This is a genomic window from Polaromonas aquatica (assembly GCF_050626995.1).
GTDB classification, from domain to species: Bacteria; Pseudomonadota; Gammaproteobacteria; order Burkholderiales; family Burkholderiaceae_C; genus Polaromonas; species Polaromonas aquatica_A.
In genome coordinates, this window is the sequence record NZ_CP192467.1 from 3,233,108 (window position 1) to 3,247,452 (window position 14,345).

At 58.9% G+C, this 14,345-nt stretch carries 14 protein-coding genes; 7 read left to right on the forward strand and 7 right to left on the reverse strand.

The features are described 5' to 3' along the window. Positions 1-47: 47 nt before the first annotated feature. Together prfB and ACQ4MS_RS15505 are read right to left on the reverse strand one after the other, a co-directional pair. Positions 48-1,152, reverse strand: a protein-coding gene (gene prfB / locus ACQ4MS_RS15500; RefSeq protein ID WP_431095528.1) for a peptide chain release factor 2 whose coding sequence is annotated in 2 segments (ribosomal slippage) — positions 48-1,070 and positions 1,072-1,152 — 1,104 coding nt in all. Because the reading frame shifts where the segments join, the coding sequence is not laid out codon by codon here. A 233-nt stretch (positions 1,153-1,385) separates the two neighbouring features. Then, the gene (locus tag ACQ4MS_RS15505; protein ID WP_431095529.1) at positions 1,386-2,393 is read right to left on the reverse strand and encodes an alpha/beta fold hydrolase; all 1,008 of its coding nucleotides are present in this window, start codon (positions 2,391-2,393) and stop codon (positions 1,386-1,388) included. 7 nt (positions 2,394-2,400) lie between these two features. Here ACQ4MS_RS15505 and ACQ4MS_RS15510 point away from each other — a divergent pair, with 7 nt between their 5' ends. Further along, entirely contained in the window at positions 2,401-4,197 is a 1,797-nt protein-coding gene (locus tag ACQ4MS_RS15510; protein ID WP_431095530.1) for an acyl-CoA synthetase, read from the forward strand. A 243-nt stretch (positions 4,198-4,440) separates the two neighbouring features. Here ACQ4MS_RS15510 and ACQ4MS_RS15515 read toward each other — a convergent pair whose 3' ends face one another. After that, positions 4,441-5,106 carry an OmpA family protein gene (locus ACQ4MS_RS15515; protein WP_431095531.1) on the reverse strand — a complete coding sequence of 222 codons (666 nt, stop codon included), beginning with the start codon at positions 5,104-5,106 and terminating at the stop codon, positions 4,441-4,443. A gap of 270 nt (positions 5,107-5,376) precedes the next feature. Between ACQ4MS_RS15515 and ACQ4MS_RS15520 the strand changes: the two genes are divergently transcribed. The 4 genes from ACQ4MS_RS15520 to plsY are packed head-to-tail and all read left to right on the forward strand — an operon-like array spanning position 5,377 to position 8,084. After that, on the forward strand, positions 5,377-6,438 hold the full coding sequence (locus tag ACQ4MS_RS15520) for an aldo/keto reductase (protein WP_431095532.1): 1,062 nt from the start codon (positions 5,377-5,379) through the stop codon (positions 6,436-6,438). After that, positions 6,435-6,887: a hypothetical protein gene (locus ACQ4MS_RS15525; RefSeq protein ID WP_431095533.1), complete on the forward strand. Its 453-nt coding sequence runs from the start codon at positions 6,435-6,437 to the stop codon at positions 6,885-6,887. The genes ACQ4MS_RS15520 and ACQ4MS_RS15525 overlap by 4 nt, the downstream gene beginning before the upstream one ends. A gap of 3 nt (positions 6,888-6,890) precedes the next feature. Further along, positions 6,891-7,409 (forward strand): aminoacyl-tRNA deacylase, encoded by a 519-nt coding sequence (locus ACQ4MS_RS15530; protein WP_431095534.1) that lies wholly within the window; start codon positions 6,891-6,893, stop codon positions 7,407-7,409. A gap of 36 nt (positions 7,410-7,445) precedes the next feature. Further along, complete coding sequence (plsY, locus tag ACQ4MS_RS15535) at positions 7,446-8,084, forward strand: glycerol-3-phosphate 1-O-acyltransferase PlsY (protein ID WP_431095535.1); 639 nt, start codon at positions 7,446-7,448, stop codon at positions 8,082-8,084. A 27-nt stretch (positions 8,085-8,111) separates the two neighbouring features. Here plsY and ACQ4MS_RS15540 read toward each other — a convergent pair whose 3' ends face one another. Then, the gene (locus tag ACQ4MS_RS15540) at positions 8,112-8,792 is read right to left on the reverse strand and encodes a retropepsin-like aspartic protease family protein (RefSeq protein ID WP_431095536.1); all 681 of its coding nucleotides are present in this window, start codon (positions 8,790-8,792) and stop codon (positions 8,112-8,114) included. Between the two features lie 7 nt (positions 8,793-8,799). Then, positions 8,800-9,285: a YajQ family cyclic di-GMP-binding protein gene (locus tag ACQ4MS_RS15545; protein ID WP_431095537.1), complete on the reverse strand. Its 486-nt coding sequence runs from the start codon at positions 9,283-9,285 to the stop codon at positions 8,800-8,802. A gap of 45 nt (positions 9,286-9,330) precedes the next feature. Here ACQ4MS_RS15545 and murB point away from each other — a divergent pair, with 45 nt between their 5' ends. Together murB and ACQ4MS_RS15555 are read left to right on the forward strand one after the other, a co-directional pair. Then, a complete protein-coding gene (gene murB, locus ACQ4MS_RS15550) occupies positions 9,331-10,395 on the forward strand; it encodes a UDP-N-acetylmuramate dehydrogenase (RefSeq protein ID WP_431095538.1) in 1,065 nt (354 codons plus the stop codon). Continuing rightward, a complete protein-coding gene (locus ACQ4MS_RS15555) occupies positions 10,395-11,246 on the forward strand; it encodes a glycine-rich domain-containing protein (protein WP_431095539.1) in 852 nt (283 codons plus the stop codon). Before murB ends, ACQ4MS_RS15555 begins: the two co-directional genes overlap by 1 nt. Positions 11,247-11,452: 206 nt before the next feature. Here the strand turns inward: ACQ4MS_RS15555 and ACQ4MS_RS15560 are convergent, their stop codons facing one another. Both ACQ4MS_RS15560 and ACQ4MS_RS15565 read right to left on the reverse strand, forming a co-directional pair. Then, positions 11,453-13,879 (reverse strand): DNA/RNA helicase domain-containing protein, encoded by a 2,427-nt coding sequence (locus tag ACQ4MS_RS15560; RefSeq protein WP_431095540.1) that lies wholly within the window; start codon positions 13,877-13,879, stop codon positions 11,453-11,455. A gap of 3 nt (positions 13,880-13,882) precedes the next feature. Further along, positions 13,883-14,233, reverse strand: coding sequence for a nucleotide pyrophosphohydrolase (locus tag ACQ4MS_RS15565; RefSeq protein ID WP_431095541.1), 351 nt, complete (start codon positions 14,231-14,233; stop codon positions 13,883-13,885). Positions 14,234-14,345: the final 112 nt, after the last annotated feature.

The window sequence follows — 14,345 nt, forward strand, 5'->3', positions numbered from 1 at the left end:
TCCAAAATCACAATATCCGGAGTGGGTTGTAGGGCACTTACGCGCCCTCACACACCCTGTTTAAGGGAGGCCTCAATAAACACGTCCAGGTCGCCGTCCAGCACTTTCTGCGTGGCCGAGACTTCCACGTTGGTGCGCAAATCCTTGATGCGGCTGTTGTCCAGCACGTAACTGCGGATCTGGTGGCCCCAGCCCACGTCGGTCTTGGTGTCTTCGAGCTTTTGCTGGGCTTCCTGCTGCTTGCGCAACTCGAAGTCATACAGGCGTGAGCGCAGGCGCTTCCAGGCGACATCGCGGTTGCTGTGCTGGCTGCGGCCGTCCTGGCACTGCACCACGATACCGGTCGGGATGTGCGTCAGGCGCACGGCCGAGTCGGTCTTGTTGATGTGCTGGCCGCCGGCGCCGCTGGCGCGGAAGGTATCAGTGCGCACGTCCGACGGGTTGATCTCGATTTCAATCGAGTCATCGATCTCGGGGTAGACGAACACCGATGCAAACGAGGTGTGGCGCCCGCCGGAGGAGTCGAACGGCGACTTGCGCACGAGGCGGTGCACGCCGGTTTCGGTGCGCAGCAGGCCAAAAGCGTACTCGCCTTCGATCTTGATCGTCGCGCCCTTGATGCCGGCCGTGTCACCCGGGGATTCGTCTTCGACCGTGGTCTTGAAACCCTTGCGCTCGGCGTACTTGAGGTACTGGCGCAGCAGCATGCTGGCCCAGTCGCAGGCTTCGGTACCGCCGGCGCCGGCCTGGATGTCGAGGAAGCAGGGCAGGGGATCGGCCGGGTTGTTGAACATCCGGCGGAATTCCATCTTCTCGACTTCCACGGCCACCTTGGCTGCTTCGGCCTCAATCGTCTGCATGCCGGCGTCGTCGCCTTCGGCCTTGGACATCTCGAAGAGTTCGGTGTTGTCGGCCAGCTCGGAGCTCAGGCGGTCGATCACATGGACCACGTCTTCCAGCGATTTCTTTTCCTTGCCGAGTTCCTGCGCGCGCTTGGGGTTGTCCCAGACCTTCGGGTCTTCCAGTGCGGCGTTGACTTCGTTCAGCTTACGTTCTTTGGCAGGGTAGTCAAAGATACCCCCGAAGCTCGTTGACCCGGTTGCTCAGGTCGACGAGCTGGTTACCGATGAGATTGATGCGTTCTGCTTCCATGATTTTTCTGTCCTGAAATGGTGGGAGCCGCATTGGGCGGCGTAACCCGTCATTTTCTCATGATCAGGCGGCCGTTTCAGCATCATGCCGCCTCAAGATGAAACAACCTTCTCAGGAGTAGCGTGGTATCCGAAGCGGCGGGTGTTGAGGGAACCGTTTCACCGCCGGGCCGCCCCAAGGTGAAACAGCCCCCTCGGGGGGCAGCGCAGCACGCGAAGCGACAAGCGTGGGGGCTATGACTCCAGAAAGCCCTCAATGAGTGTGGCAAGTTGTTCCGGCTGGTCATGGTGCAGCATGTGGCCGGCGTCCTGGATCACGGCGACCTGCGCCTGGCGCACCTCTTTGAGCCGTTCGTGGTATTCGGCCAAGGTGTACTTGCCCTGCCACCAGGTGGCCAGTGAATCGTCGGACGCCTCGACGGCCAGCACCGGGGCGCTGATGCAGCGGTAAATCTCCAGGGCCTCGTCGACGCGGTAGAGCTGGGCGCTGGTGATCTTGTGGGCGGCTTCGCCCAGGATCTCCCATTTGCCTTCAGCGTTTGGCCGGGCCCAGTGGCTGGCCAGCCAACCGGCCTTGTCGGCAGACAGGCGCGGGTTGGTTTTCATCAGGCGGCGCGCCACGCCGGCCACGTCGTCATACGCCTTGAGCGACAGCTCGCCCCGGTGGAGGCTTTTGAGCTCGTCTATCCATTTGGCATAACGGCCCGGTGCCTGCGCGGGTTTGCTGGGCGGCAGGCCGAAACCTTCGAGGTTGACCAGCTTGCGGATGCGTGCGGGCCGAACCCCGGCATACAGCATGGCGACGTTGCCGCCCATGCTGTGGCCGACCAGGTCGACGGGTTTGTCGCCCACGTAATGGTCGAGCAAAAAGTCCAGGTCGGCCAGGTAATCGGCAAACCAGTAACAATCTGCGGCCCCCACGCTTGTCGCTTCGCGTACTGTGCTGCCCCCCGAGGGGGCTAATTTTCCTTGGGGCGGCCCGGCGGAAAATTGTCGGCTTCCATCCGTCAACCCGAAACCGCGCCAGTCGGGAGCAATGATGGTGCGACCCTGGACGAAAGCATCCGACAGCGCGTCCACCATGAACTGGTAGGAGGCCGCCACATCCATCCATCCGTGAACCAGAACAAGTGGCGGCAGCGCGGGGTTGGCGCCTGAAGCGCTTTCCCAGAGCCATACGTGATAGCTGAGCCCGCGTATAGGGACAAACTCGCTGCGGGAAGATCGTTTTTCTTTGTACATTGGTCCCATGATAAAGAGACATGACCTGACACGCAGTCAACGCAGGGACAAGCCGGCAGGCTCTCCATCCCAACCCGATCACTACGCGGCCCTACACGCCGGCTTTCGCTGGCAGGTGGATGAACACTTCAACATCGCCGAGGTCTGCTGTGGGCGCTGGGCGCGGGCTGAGCGCCAGACACCTGATGCTATAAAAAGAATAGCTATCCGCCAACATCGGACGGGGGCTGCGACTGTTTCTCATACTTACCAGGCGCTGCAGCAGGCCGCCGACGCACTCAGCCATGTGCTGGAGGGTCTGGGCGTCAAGCGCGGTGACCGCGTCGCCATCGTGATGCCGCAGCGCTTCGAGACCGCGGTGGCCTACATGGCGGTGTTCCAGATGGGCGCGGTGGCGATGCCTCTGTCCATGCTGTTCGGCCCTGACGCACTTGAATACCGGCTGCAGGACAGCGATGCGGTGGTGGCCATTTGTGACGAGAGTTCCATCGACAGCCTGAATTCGATCCGCGGCAGCTGTCCGGCGCTGCGCACGGTGGTGGCCGCCGGCGCCGCGAAAGGCAAGGGAGACCTCGACTACGCAAACGCACTGGCCGCCCAGAAAAATGCCTTCACTGCTGTGAAAACCAAAGCCGACGAAGGCGCGATCCTGATCTACACCAGCGGTACCACCGGCCCACCCAAAGGTGCGCTGCTGCCGCACCGCGCGCTGATCGGCAACCTGCCGGGCTTTATCTGCAGCCACAACTGGTTTGGCTTCGACGGCAAGACCAACAAAAAATCCGACGCCGTTTTCTGGTCACCGGCAGACTGGGCGTGGACAGGCGGGCTGATGGATGCCTTGCTCCCCAGCCTTTATTTCGGCCGGCCCATCGTCGCCTTCAACGGGCGCTTCAGTCCCGAGCTGGCCTTCAGCCTGATGGCAGAGCAGGGTGTGACGCACACCTTTTTGTTCCCGACGGCCCTCAAGGCCATGATGAAGGCCTACCCCAAGCCGAAACAGCACTTCAAACTCAAGCTTGAGGCCATGATGAGTGCCGGTGAAGCCGTGGGCGATGCCGTGTTTGCGTACTGCAAGGAGCAGCTCGGCGTCACCGTCAACGAGATGTTTGGCCAGACCGAGATGAACTACGTCGTCGGCAACTGCAGCCGGCTTTGGCCTGCGCGCCCAGGCAGCATGGGCAAGGCCTATCCGGGCCACCGCGTGGCGGTCATTGATGAGGAGGGGAATGAATGCGCAGTCGGCGTGCCGGGCGATGTGTCGGTGAACCGCTACGACATCCATGGCGACCCCGACCCGATCTTCTTTCTGGGCTATTGGAAAAAAGACGAAGCCACACGCGGCAAGTTCACCGGCGACTGGTGCCGCACAGGCGACCTGGCAACGCGGGACGCCGACGGCTACCTCTGGTACGAAGGCCGTGCCGACGATGTGTTCAAGGCAGCCGGCTACCGCATCGGCCCCGGTGAGATTGAAAACTGCCTGGTCAAGCACGCAGCCGTCGCCAACGCCGCCGTAGTGCCCAAGCCCGACCGCGAGCGCGGTGCAGTCGTCAAAGCCTACGTGGTTCTTGCTCCTGATTTGATAGCTGCTCGCGCCCGTAATCCGGGGGGTACGGCCCGATTTGATGATGAATTGACGCTGCAGCTGCAAGCCCACGTCAAGACCATGCTCGCGCCGTACGAGTACCCCAAGGAGATTGAGTTCATTGATGCACTGCCGATGACGACGACGGGCAAGGTGCAGAGGCGAGTGCTGCGGTTGCAGGAAGAGGAAAGATTCAGAGCGCAGTCATCAAACTGACCCAGCCATAGAAAAAGCACTCCAAGGAGTGCTTTTCATTCCAGCAGGCGCCACGGAACTGGCTTTGCCAGGCCGTAGGCGCCGTCCTCTGCAAGGGGAAAAGGCGCTACACGCAGTGAGCGTCGATAGGGGTGTTCAGTTCATGCCAGCAGGGGCCGGGAGCTGGCTTTGCCAGTCCCAAGGCGCCTGTCCCCTGAGGGGAGAGGAAGCTACACGAAGTGAGCCTCAACAGGGGTGTGCCAATCAGCGAGTCGCGACTTGTTCGGCAACGTAAATTTCAACGCGGCGATTCTTGTCACGGCCTTGCTGCGTGCTGTTGTCGGCCACCGGTTCGCGCGAACCGCGGCCGTCCGTCACGATGCGGGTGCGTGCCACGCCGCGGCTGACCAGGTAATCGCGCGCTGAATCGGCGCGGTCAATGGACAGCGGATTGTTGATGGCATCAGAGCCGGTGTTGTCCGTGTGGCCAATGATGGTCACCGTCGTCACAGGGTTCTGATTCAGGCTGGTGGCGAACTGGTTCAGGATAGGGGCGAAGTTCGGCTTGATGGCAGAACGGCCCACGTCAAAAGAAACGTCGCTGGGGATGTCGAGCTTCAGGCGGTTGTCCGTCGTCTGGCTCACGGCCACGCCGGTACCAACCGTCGCCTTTTCCATGGCGGCTTTCTGGTCCTGCATTTTCTTGGACCAGATATAACCGCCGCCGGCGCCTACCGCGCCGCCCAAGACCGCACCCGTGGCTGCGCCCTTGGAGCCGCCAGTTGCCGCACCCAGCACAGCGCCGGCCACAGCGCCAATGCCGGCGCCCTTGGCGGTTCCCTGCTGGGTTTCGCTCATGTTGGCGCAGCCAGAAATGGTCAATGCGGCCAGCGCCGCGCAGGTAATGGATGTGATGGTCAGTTTGTTCATAGAGTGCTCCTCGGAAAGTTAATGTAGTTAATGCTGGGACGGGAGTGAAGGAGAACCGGTGTCGGCCTCATTTCAATCAGCAGCGCATTAAAGCGCGGGTGTGTGAATACTAGGCACGCAAAAGGTGAGCAGTTGTAAGACAAGGGCGCGAGATAGACGCGCCTGCACGCTGTTTACGGAGACCTTAAACTAGCCGTTTTTCAATTCCGTGAATTCCGTCACAGCGTTTTTGCTGTCGTACGGCCTCTTCACTCTCACATGTGGCTCCTCATGAATAAAGTTCAACTCGGCTCCAGCGACCTCCAGGTGACACCCATTTGCCTGGGCACCATGACATTCGGCGAGCAGGTGGATGAGCCAACGTCCCATGCCATCCTGGACCGCTCGCTCGAGCGCGGCGTCAACTTTCTTGACACTGCGGAAATGTATTCAGTGCCGGCTCGCGCCGAAACCTGCGGCTCGACCGAAACCATCATCGGCAACTGGTTCGCGAAAAATCCTTCAGCCCGCAGCAAACTGGTGCTGGCCACCAAAGTGGCCGGCCCTTCGCGCGGCATGCCCTGGGTGCGTGAAGGCAGCGGCATGACAGCCAAGGACATCCTGGTTTCGTGCGATGCCAGCCTGAAGCGGCTGAAAACCGACGTCATCGATCTTTATCAAATTCACTGGCCCGAGCGCCATGTGCCAGCTTTCGGCGCGCTGTATTACAACCCCGAGCAGGAACGCTCGGCCACGTCGATCCGCGAGCAGCTTGAGGCGCTCGGTGCTTTGGTGAAAGCCGGGAAGGTGCGGTTCATCGGGCTTTCCAATGAAACCCCGTATGGAGTCCACGAGTTTGTGCGCCTGGCCGAGCAGCATGGCTTGCCGCGTGTCGCCACCGTGCAGAACCCGTATTGCCTCGTCAACCGAACGGTGGAAAACGGCCTTGATGAAACCATGCACCGCCTGGGCGTGTCGTTGCTGGCTTATTCGCCGCTCGGTTTTGGCTTGCTCACAGGTAAATACGACAAATCAGGCATTGAAGGCCCGGCCGCACCCAAGGGCGCGCGCATCGCCAAATTCGAGTCGGTGCGCAAGCAGCGCTGGGGCCGTCCCGAGGCGCTGGCCGCCGCCCGGCGCTACAACGCCCTGGCGCGCGACAACAAGCTGACCCCCACACAACTGGCACTGGCGTTCTGCTATACCAAGTGGCAGGTGGCCAGCACCATCATTGGCGTGACTTCGGTCGCGCAGCTGGATGAGGACATTGGTGCCTGGGGCACCAAGCTGACCCCAGAAATTCTTGCCGAGATTGACAAGATTCGTTGGGAAAGCCGGGATCCAGCATTGTGAAAAGGCTCGCACAGCCTGCCATCTTCTTTGGCTTGCTGGCTGCTGCCTCCCTGAGCGTCGCCTTGTCGAAATTCACGGGAGAACGAACCATCGATTTCAGGACCAACGAATACTCGTTCGATCAGCGCTCCATCGCCGCGTTGAAAGAGCACCTTTGCCGGGCTCAGGCGAGTGGGGTTTCGATTGAACCCATCGTCGTGGTGGGCGACGCTGAGGATTCCGAGCGCGATGGCAATGCGTTGGCATGGGTAAGGGCCTCGAAAGTGGCTGCGGCACTGGAGGAAATCGGCATACCCAGGAAGTATCTTTTTGTCGGTATCAATCGGGTGGGTGGTCTTTCGCCAAGATTGGCTGACACAGGAAATCGAAAAAGAGTAGAAGTTCTCTTTCAGGGTTTCAGGGGGAAGCCGGTACTGGACTCTTGCGGTGAGGGCTTCAAACCTTCCTAGTTTATGAAACGGCACGTCAGCGAAACTCCCGCCACACAGTTACTGAAAGCCAGCAAGGTGGCCTTCACTGAGCACTCCTACGAGTACCTCGAACACGGCGGCGCACAGCACAGCGCCGAAGTGCTGGGCCTCGACCCTTTCACCGTCGTCAAGACGCTGGTCATGCAGGACCAGGATGCCAAACCGCTTTTGGTGCTGATGCACGGCAACCGCAAGGTTTCCACCAAAAACCTGGCGCGGCAGATCGGTGCCAAATCAGTCGAACCCTGCAAGCCTGAAGTCGCCAACCGCCACAGCGGCTACCTGGTCGGCGGCACATCGCCATTCGGCACGCGCAGGGCGATGCCTGTGTATATTGAGGAAAGCATCCTGGCCCTGCCCAAAATCGCCATCAACGGCGGGCGGCGGGGCTACCTGATTGGTATTGACCCGCAGGTTTGTGTCACCTTGCTGGGTGCAAAATCAGTCAACTGTGCCTTAGAACAGGTTCTCGGCATCGACAACGCAACGGGCCACGGCTGAAATGCCGGTGGCCCCCACATAACAAGGGAGATAGATTTGGACTACGTGTATTCAGCCGGCGCTACGTTGCTGGCCTACCTGATTGGCTCGCTGTCGTTTGCCGTCATCGTCAGCCGCGTGATGGGTTTGAGTGATCCGCGCAGCTACGGCAGCAAGAACCCCGGTGCCACCAACGTGCTGCGCTCCGGCAGCAAGGCGGCGGCGGTAACGACTCTGCTGCTGGACGGCCTGAAAGGCTGGCTGCCGGTGGTGCTCGTCAAGTGGTTTGGCGGCGACTACGGCCTGGGTGAGGGCACTATGGCGGCCGTGGGGCTGGCGGCTTTCCTGGGGCACCTCTATCCGGTGTTTTTCCAGTTCAAGGGCGGTAAGGGCGTCGCGACGGCGGCTGGCGTGTTGCTGGGCATCAGCTGGGTGCTGGGCGTTGCCACGCTGGCGACCTGGGTGATCGTGGCCTTCTTCTCGCGCTATTCCTCGCTGGCATCACTGGTGGCGGCTGTTTTTGCGCCGCTGTATTACCTGTTTGGCGACCGTACGGCCTGGTATGTCGACAAGAGCCTGATGGCCGTGATGGTTGCCATCAGCGCGCTGCTGATCTATCGCCACCGCGAAAACATCAACAAGCTGATCAAGGGAACAGAGTCAAAGCTGGGCGGTTCAAAACAGGCCGCCAAATAGGCCGAAGCCCCAGGCACATAGCGCAGGCTAGTAACGCTTGTCCAGCGTCATCAAATTGTTTTCGCGCTTCATCTGAAAGCGCGACAAAAAGCTGTTACCCAAAAGCAGGAAAGGCATGGGCTGCGGAGTGACCACCGCATCCACGTCAAATATCTCCACGTCGCCCACACGCACTGTGTTGAGCTTGATCCGGTAGCCCTGCGCGGCGCCGTTGGCCGTCGACATGCGCACCGGTTGCCCATCCTTGTATTTGATACCGGCGCGCTCTGCATCCGACATACTCATGGCAATGGTGGTGGCACCGGTGTCGACCATGAAATGCACGGCCTTGCCGTTGATCTGCCCGGCCGTCATGAAGTGGCCGCCACCGCTTTCGGTGATGGTGATGCGGGTGCCCCGCCCGGCAGAGGCGGTGCTGCCGCCGGAGTTCACAGGTGCGTCGCCCACCCGCAGCGTGTGCCGCTTGCCAGACTGCTCAATCACAGCCTGGTCACTGGTGGTGGAAATAATCTTCACGCCCTGGTGCGTTTCGCCGGGTGCGACGCTCTTGGGCGCGCTGCCGTTGACCACGAGCAGGGCCTTAGTGCCCATCATGCCGGCCAGCGCGACGGATGATTGAACTTCGTTCTGCGCCTCGGCCGCGCCATGCAGCAGCAAAGACGCGGACAGCAAAAATGCTGCGTGGGTGAGGGCAGGCAGAAGATTCATGGCAATCCTAATCGCGACGGTTGTCAAAACTCAGCGGAAAGTCCTTCATCTCCGACAGGATCAGCGCCATGGCGGCCTGCAGGTCGTCGCGCTTGGCGCCCGTGACGCGGACTTTTTCTTCCTGGATGGCGGCCTGCACCTTGAGTTTGCTGGTCTTGATGGCGGCCTGGATCTTCTTGGCGGTTTCGGTGTCGATGCCATTGCGGACCTTGTTGGTCTGCTTGACCTTGTCGCCGCCGATTTTCTCGATCTTGCCGGTGTCCAGAAAGCGCACGTCAACGCCTGCCTTGGCGAGCTTGGAGCGCAGGATGTCATTGATCTGGTCGATCTGGAAGTCACCGTCGCCGACGAGGATGATGTCCTTGTCCTTCAGTTCGATGGAAGCCGAGGTGCCCTTAAAGTCAAAGCGATTGCCGACTTCCTTGGAGGTGTTTTCCACGGCGTTTTTGACCTTGACCAGATCGGCTTCAAGAACGGTGTCGAAAGAGGGCATGGTGCAAGTCTTTTTTACGGTAGATGGGGTGAGACAATCACCCGGATGTTAGTCGAGAAAAACGTTCCACTCCAGCATTCCAACACCTTTGGCATCGTCGCCAAGGCACTGACTCTGGTGCGGGTGGCCCAGGAGGCCGATATCGCCGCGGCTTTGCAGGATCCGGCCCTGAAAGCCGCCCCCAAGTTTGTGCTGGGCGGCGGAAGCAACATCGTGCTGACCGGGGACGTCAAACCCCTGGTGCTCAAGGTCGAAATCATGGGCAAACGGCTGCTTAGGGAAGACCCCAAGGCCTGGATCATCGAGGCCGGCGCCGGGGAAAACTGGCACGACCTTGTCACCTGGACGCTGCAAAACGGCTACCCCGGCCTGGAAAACCTGGCATTAATTCCCGGAACGGTCGGTGCGTCGCCGGTGCAGAACATTGGCGCCTATGGCGTGGAGCTGCAAGACCGCTTCGAGTCGCTGGACGCCATTGATTTGACGACGGGCCAGCCATTTACCCTCAATGCCGCGCAATGTGCGTTTGGCTACCGTGATTCGGTGTTCAAACACAGCAGTTCGGCGCCGGAGTCGGCCACCCATGGTTTTGGGCTGGAAGGCAAGGCCCTCATCACGCGGGTGCGGTTTGCCCTTCCCAAGGCGTGGAAACCGGTGCTGGGCTACGCCGACATCGACAAAAAAATGGCGCAGTCCGGCATCCAGGCGCCCAGTGCGCAGCAAATTTACGACTGGATCTGCGAGATCCGCAAAGCCAAACTGCCTGATCCGCAGGTGATCGGCAACGCTGGCAGCTTTTTCAAGAACCCGACCGTCTCACCCGAGCAATGCGCCGACATCATCCAGAGGGAGCCCAAAATCGTTCATTACCACCTTGCCGACGGCACGGTCAAGCTGGCTGCTGGCTGGCTGATCGATGTCTGCGGCTGGAAGGGCAAGACCATCGGCAACGCCGGTGTCTATGAAAAACAGGCGCTGGTGCTGGTCAACCGCGGCGGCACGGCTGACCCCGTCACGGGCGGCGAGGTCATGACGCTGGCCAAGGCCATCCAGACCAGTGTGTACGAACGCTTTGGCATCCTGCTGGAGCCTGAACCGGTGGTGGTCTGATGGCGACCGCCGGAAAGTTCTACACCGGGCCCGACATCGCGCTCTGGCGCCGCCTGGCGCTGCGCCATGCGCGGCAGCTTGCGGGCGTGCTGATTGCGCTGTGGGTGTTGCTGATGATGGCCGGCGTGGCCGGCTGGCGCAAGCCGACCGGGCTGGCAACCGGCGTATTCGGGCTCTTCGCCGCCATGGTGGTGCTGGCTGTGTGGGCAATACGTGAACGCGAACGCCTGGTGCGCGAGGCGCCGCTGCCGCAGTTCCTCAAGCGCAAGCTGCGCGACACCTATCCGCACCTGAGCGCCAAAGACACCGAGCTGGTCGAGCGCGGGCTTCGGCAGTTCTTCCTGGCTTGCGTGCGCAGCAGGGGCAAGTTTGTGGCCATGCCGTCGCGCGTGGTCGACAGCATGTGGCACGAGTTCATCCTGCACACACGCGCCTACCGCGAATGGTGTGACCTGGTGCTGGGCCGCTTCATGGACCATGTGCCGGCCGAAGTGCTGGGCAGCCGGGCTTCGAGCAACGACGGCCTGCGGCGCGCCTGGTACTGGGCCTGCCGCGACGAGGCCATCAAGCCACGCTCACCCAGCCGCCTGCCGCTGCTGTTTGCGCTGGACGCGAAGCTGGCGATCCCCAACGGCTTTCATTACCTGCCCGACTGCAGCAAGCCCCAGCGTGATGACGGAACAGGCGGATCAGCGGGCGCTTATTGCGGCGAAAGCTTTTCCGACGGCAGCTACAGCGGTGATGCGGACGGGTTTGGCGGCTCTGAGGGCAGTAGCGGCGGTGACGGAGGCAGTGATGGCGGTAGCGACGGTGGTGGATGCGGCGGAGGTTGTGGTGGGGGTGGCGACTAGCGCGTGGCGAGGGACGAAAAGCCAACGAAAAAAGCCGCCAGAAGGCGGCTTTTTTTTTGATGATTGCTATGTTTTTGATAGCTGCTTGCGCCCATTAGACGGGGGGTTCTAGTACTTTGATAGCTTAAAAAAGGGCTTAAAAAGCCGCAAATTTTTTTATAGCCATTTTTCGGGGCCTCCGACTCGGGTTTTGGACCTGCCTGTCGCTATTTTGTTGGAACTGCTAAGACCATCAGCATTTCCGCTACGACAGCGAAATCTTCATCCTCGTCCGGTCGCTCAATTACAAGCGGCTGGAACTCGGCCTGAGTTGAGTCTGGCCGGAGAGTAATCCGGCTATGTCTCCATTCGTGGTCAGAAGATTCCACCTTCTCGCTCGAATAAAGTTTGATGGTGTAGCGCCCTCCCGTTTCCGGGTCCGAAATGCTGCGGTGCTGTACTACTACCACTTTGCCTTCCCGTGTTCCTGATGGGTTCGCCCGGAAGAGGCACCAAGCGCCGTTCGGAATCCTGCGGTTCATTGACTCCCCGATAACTTTGGCTATGAAAAGCCCTGGTTGTGGATTCACCCAATCCGGCAAAGCAATCCATTCATCTGCTTCGTGCGCGAAGGTCTGCGGTTCAGAGAAATTACCCGCAGCAAAGCGGAGATCTATTAACGGTGCGGCGACGACCCCTGCGTCCCGCTCCTGCTTGGAAACGCGCTTTAGCGGCAATACGTTTGAAGGCTCAGTTGCTTCGGTGGGAACGCCATCGTCAAGCCCGACACCATTCGCACGCAATCGACTGCGGAGGAATTCTCTAAGTGATGGATCGGTGCAATAGACATAGCAACCTTTCATACCCCGAGTCATTAGCGTACGGTAGGTGTTTTTTACTATGGCATCGGCGAATGCATGCGCTCTTTCACGCTCAGTCTTGAGCAAGCTTTTCAATCCACGGACTGATTTGTCTGACGATGCGCGCTTGCCCGAGTCGCTAACAATGCACCCGTCTTTATATGCAAGGTCGGGGCCGATGATTACGCCAACGTAATCGAGTTCAAGCCCTTGGCAGGTATGGATGCACCCAACTTGGTCTACAGACCCCGGAGTGATGATCCATAAGCTGCCGTCCTTGTCCAAATTCCAGCGGCGTCGGTAGTCAAATTCTGGCAGCTGGATGTCCCATGCGCTGGGATCTTTCTTGCTAGGCCATGTCCAACAGTAGCCAGCCACGACGCGAGATCGGTTATTGGCTCGGTTTTTTAGTGCAACAAGCGCATGCATGTCGGCTGGATTGTCGAAAACACGAAAGTCATACTCTCGAGAGTCAAGAGTTTGATGGGCACTGGTTCGGATATCAAGAGTGTTGTCCAGCCACTCCAAGTACCCATCGGAACCGTTGCAACGGAATTGGGATGTCAACTCCAACTCTGTTACCTCAGCTCCCAATTCCCGCGCTCGGAATCGAAGTTCTTCGGCTTTTCCAACATCCTTAAGCGTCACGCACTGGTTGTCGTCAACGAAGAAAATCGTGCAGCGGGACGAACGTATCACTTCCTTGACTTGGCTATCACCCAAGTTGCCATAGAGCCCGCTCTTTTCATTCAGACGATGGGCCTCATCAACGATAAGTACATCGTAAATATCGGGCTCTGTGTTGACGAAAGCGCCAGAACCAGAGAAAAGGTTGCTTATGCGTGTCTTTGTGAAAGTGCCAGCCAGTCGAGCCTCGTAGACGGCACGTGGGGCTGCATTTTTGGAGACATATCGCGCGTTACGCTTGCGGTTTATTAATGTGCCTAACAAGTTGATGGCAATCACTGATTTGCCCGTACCTGGACCACCTTGAACGATCACAACCTGCTTCTGCTGCGCTGCTTTGGTCTCGATCTGTAGGATGGTTTCGTACGCTACCTTTTGATCATCAAGAAGAATGAATTCGTTTCTTCCCTGAAGTAAGGCGACGACGCTGTCAGCCAACATCTTCGACGGCTGAATGCGTCCATTTTCGATGGCGTAGAGAATCCCCTTACGGTCGCCGTATCTGACATGCTCTCGAATGAATTGTTGCAATTTCTCGCGTTCACGCGCCAGAAATAACGGGGCTCGTTCGATGTGTTGTTGGTAGTGATGGTGATCGATTTCCCCGTCTCTTGGGTGATTGTGCAGATAGGCGCAAGGCTGAAGCTTCATGTCACCCTCATGCACAGCCCTGTTGAAATCCTCTAGATAGGCCGCATAGGACCAGGCTTGATAGGACGGGTGTGGACCCTCAGTTTCTCCAGCTTTTCCACCTCGTCTTGCCCACACGATTGCATCTTTATCACTGCGGCGAGACTCTGACCATTGCTTCAATTCAACGATAACTACTTTAGACCTGGCTTGTGCGTCCTCACCGGTGATGACGAAGTCAATGCGCTTGTTTTGAAGGGGGAGTTGATATTCGATGGCTACACCGACATCCGACGGAATTTCATCGTCGTTTAATACCTTGGCCATCTCCATGAGAGAGTTTTTCCATGATCGAACTTCAGATTGCCCGACGCCGTGGCCAGTGGCGTTGAGGAAGTGGCGAGACATGACGTCTTCAATGTCATCGTGCAGCGCATGATGTAAAAACTCGCTCTTACTCGCCTGATAGATGATCATTGATCAAAGCTCGTTGTATTTCTTGCTGGTGCCTCGAGCTTTGTCGATCGGGTACTTGAGAGCGTTGGCTCTTATTTTTTCTTGTGCTGCCGCGATTGGATCAATGCCAAGTGCAGTGGAGAGTTGGATCAAATACAACAAAACATCTGCAATCTCTGATCCTATGATTTCTCGTTTCTCGACGGACACCTCCCGACTTTGGGCTTCAGTGAGCCATTGAAAATGTTCGAGTAATTCGCCGGCCTCCACAACCAAAGCAGAAGCGAGATTCTTTGGTGAATGGAAGGGCTGCCACTCGCGCTCTTTTGCAAACTGTTCAAGATGGAGGGCTAGGTCGCGTAGCGAGTCTGTCATGGGGGGCATTAATTTGGTTATGTGATTTGGTCTCACTTTAACTTCAACCACTTTCTTTTCCCAGATGTATTGGCAGACTAGCCAGCCGAAGCGATAGGTCCAGAACAACAAA

Excerpts from the sequence above, each read along its gene's own strand:
- ACQ4MS_RS15505 (WP_431095529.1), bottom strand. The coding sequence starts at position 2,393 with ATGTACAAAGAAAAACGATCTTCCCGCAGCGAGTTTGTCCCTATACGC.
- ACQ4MS_RS15510 (WP_431095530.1), top strand. The coding sequence starts at position 2,401 with ATGATAAAGAGACATGACCTGACACGCAGTCAACGCAGGGACAAGCCG.
- ACQ4MS_RS15515 (WP_431095531.1), bottom strand. The coding sequence starts at position 5,106 with ATGAACAAACTGACCATCACATCCATTACCTGCGCGGCGCTGGCCGCA.
- ACQ4MS_RS15520 (WP_431095532.1), top strand. The coding sequence starts at position 5,377 with ATGAATAAAGTTCAACTCGGCTCCAGCGACCTCCAGGTGACACCCATT.
- ACQ4MS_RS15530 (WP_431095534.1), top strand. The coding sequence starts at position 6,891 with ATGAAACGGCACGTCAGCGAAACTCCCGCCACACAGTTACTGAAAGCC.
- ACQ4MS_RS15540 (WP_431095536.1), bottom strand. The coding sequence starts at position 8,792 with ATGAATCTTCTGCCTGCCCTCACCCACGCAGCATTTTTGCTGTCCGCG.
- ACQ4MS_RS15545 (WP_431095537.1), bottom strand. The coding sequence starts at position 9,285 with ATGCCCTCTTTCGACACCGTTCTTGAAGCCGATCTGGTCAAGGTCAAA.
- murB (WP_431095538.1), top strand. The coding sequence starts at position 9,331 with ATGTTAGTCGAGAAAAACGTTCCACTCCAGCATTCCAACACCTTTGGC.
- ACQ4MS_RS15555 (WP_431095539.1), top strand. The coding sequence starts at position 10,395 with ATGGCGACCGCCGGAAAGTTCTACACCGGGCCCGACATCGCGCTCTGG.
- ACQ4MS_RS15560 (WP_431095540.1), bottom strand. The coding sequence starts at position 13,879 with ATGATCATCTATCAGGCGAGTAAGAGCGAGTTTTTACATCATGCGCTG.
- ACQ4MS_RS15565 (WP_431095541.1), bottom strand. The coding sequence starts at position 14,233 with ATGACAGACTCGCTACGCGACCTAGCCCTCCATCTTGAACAGTTTGCA.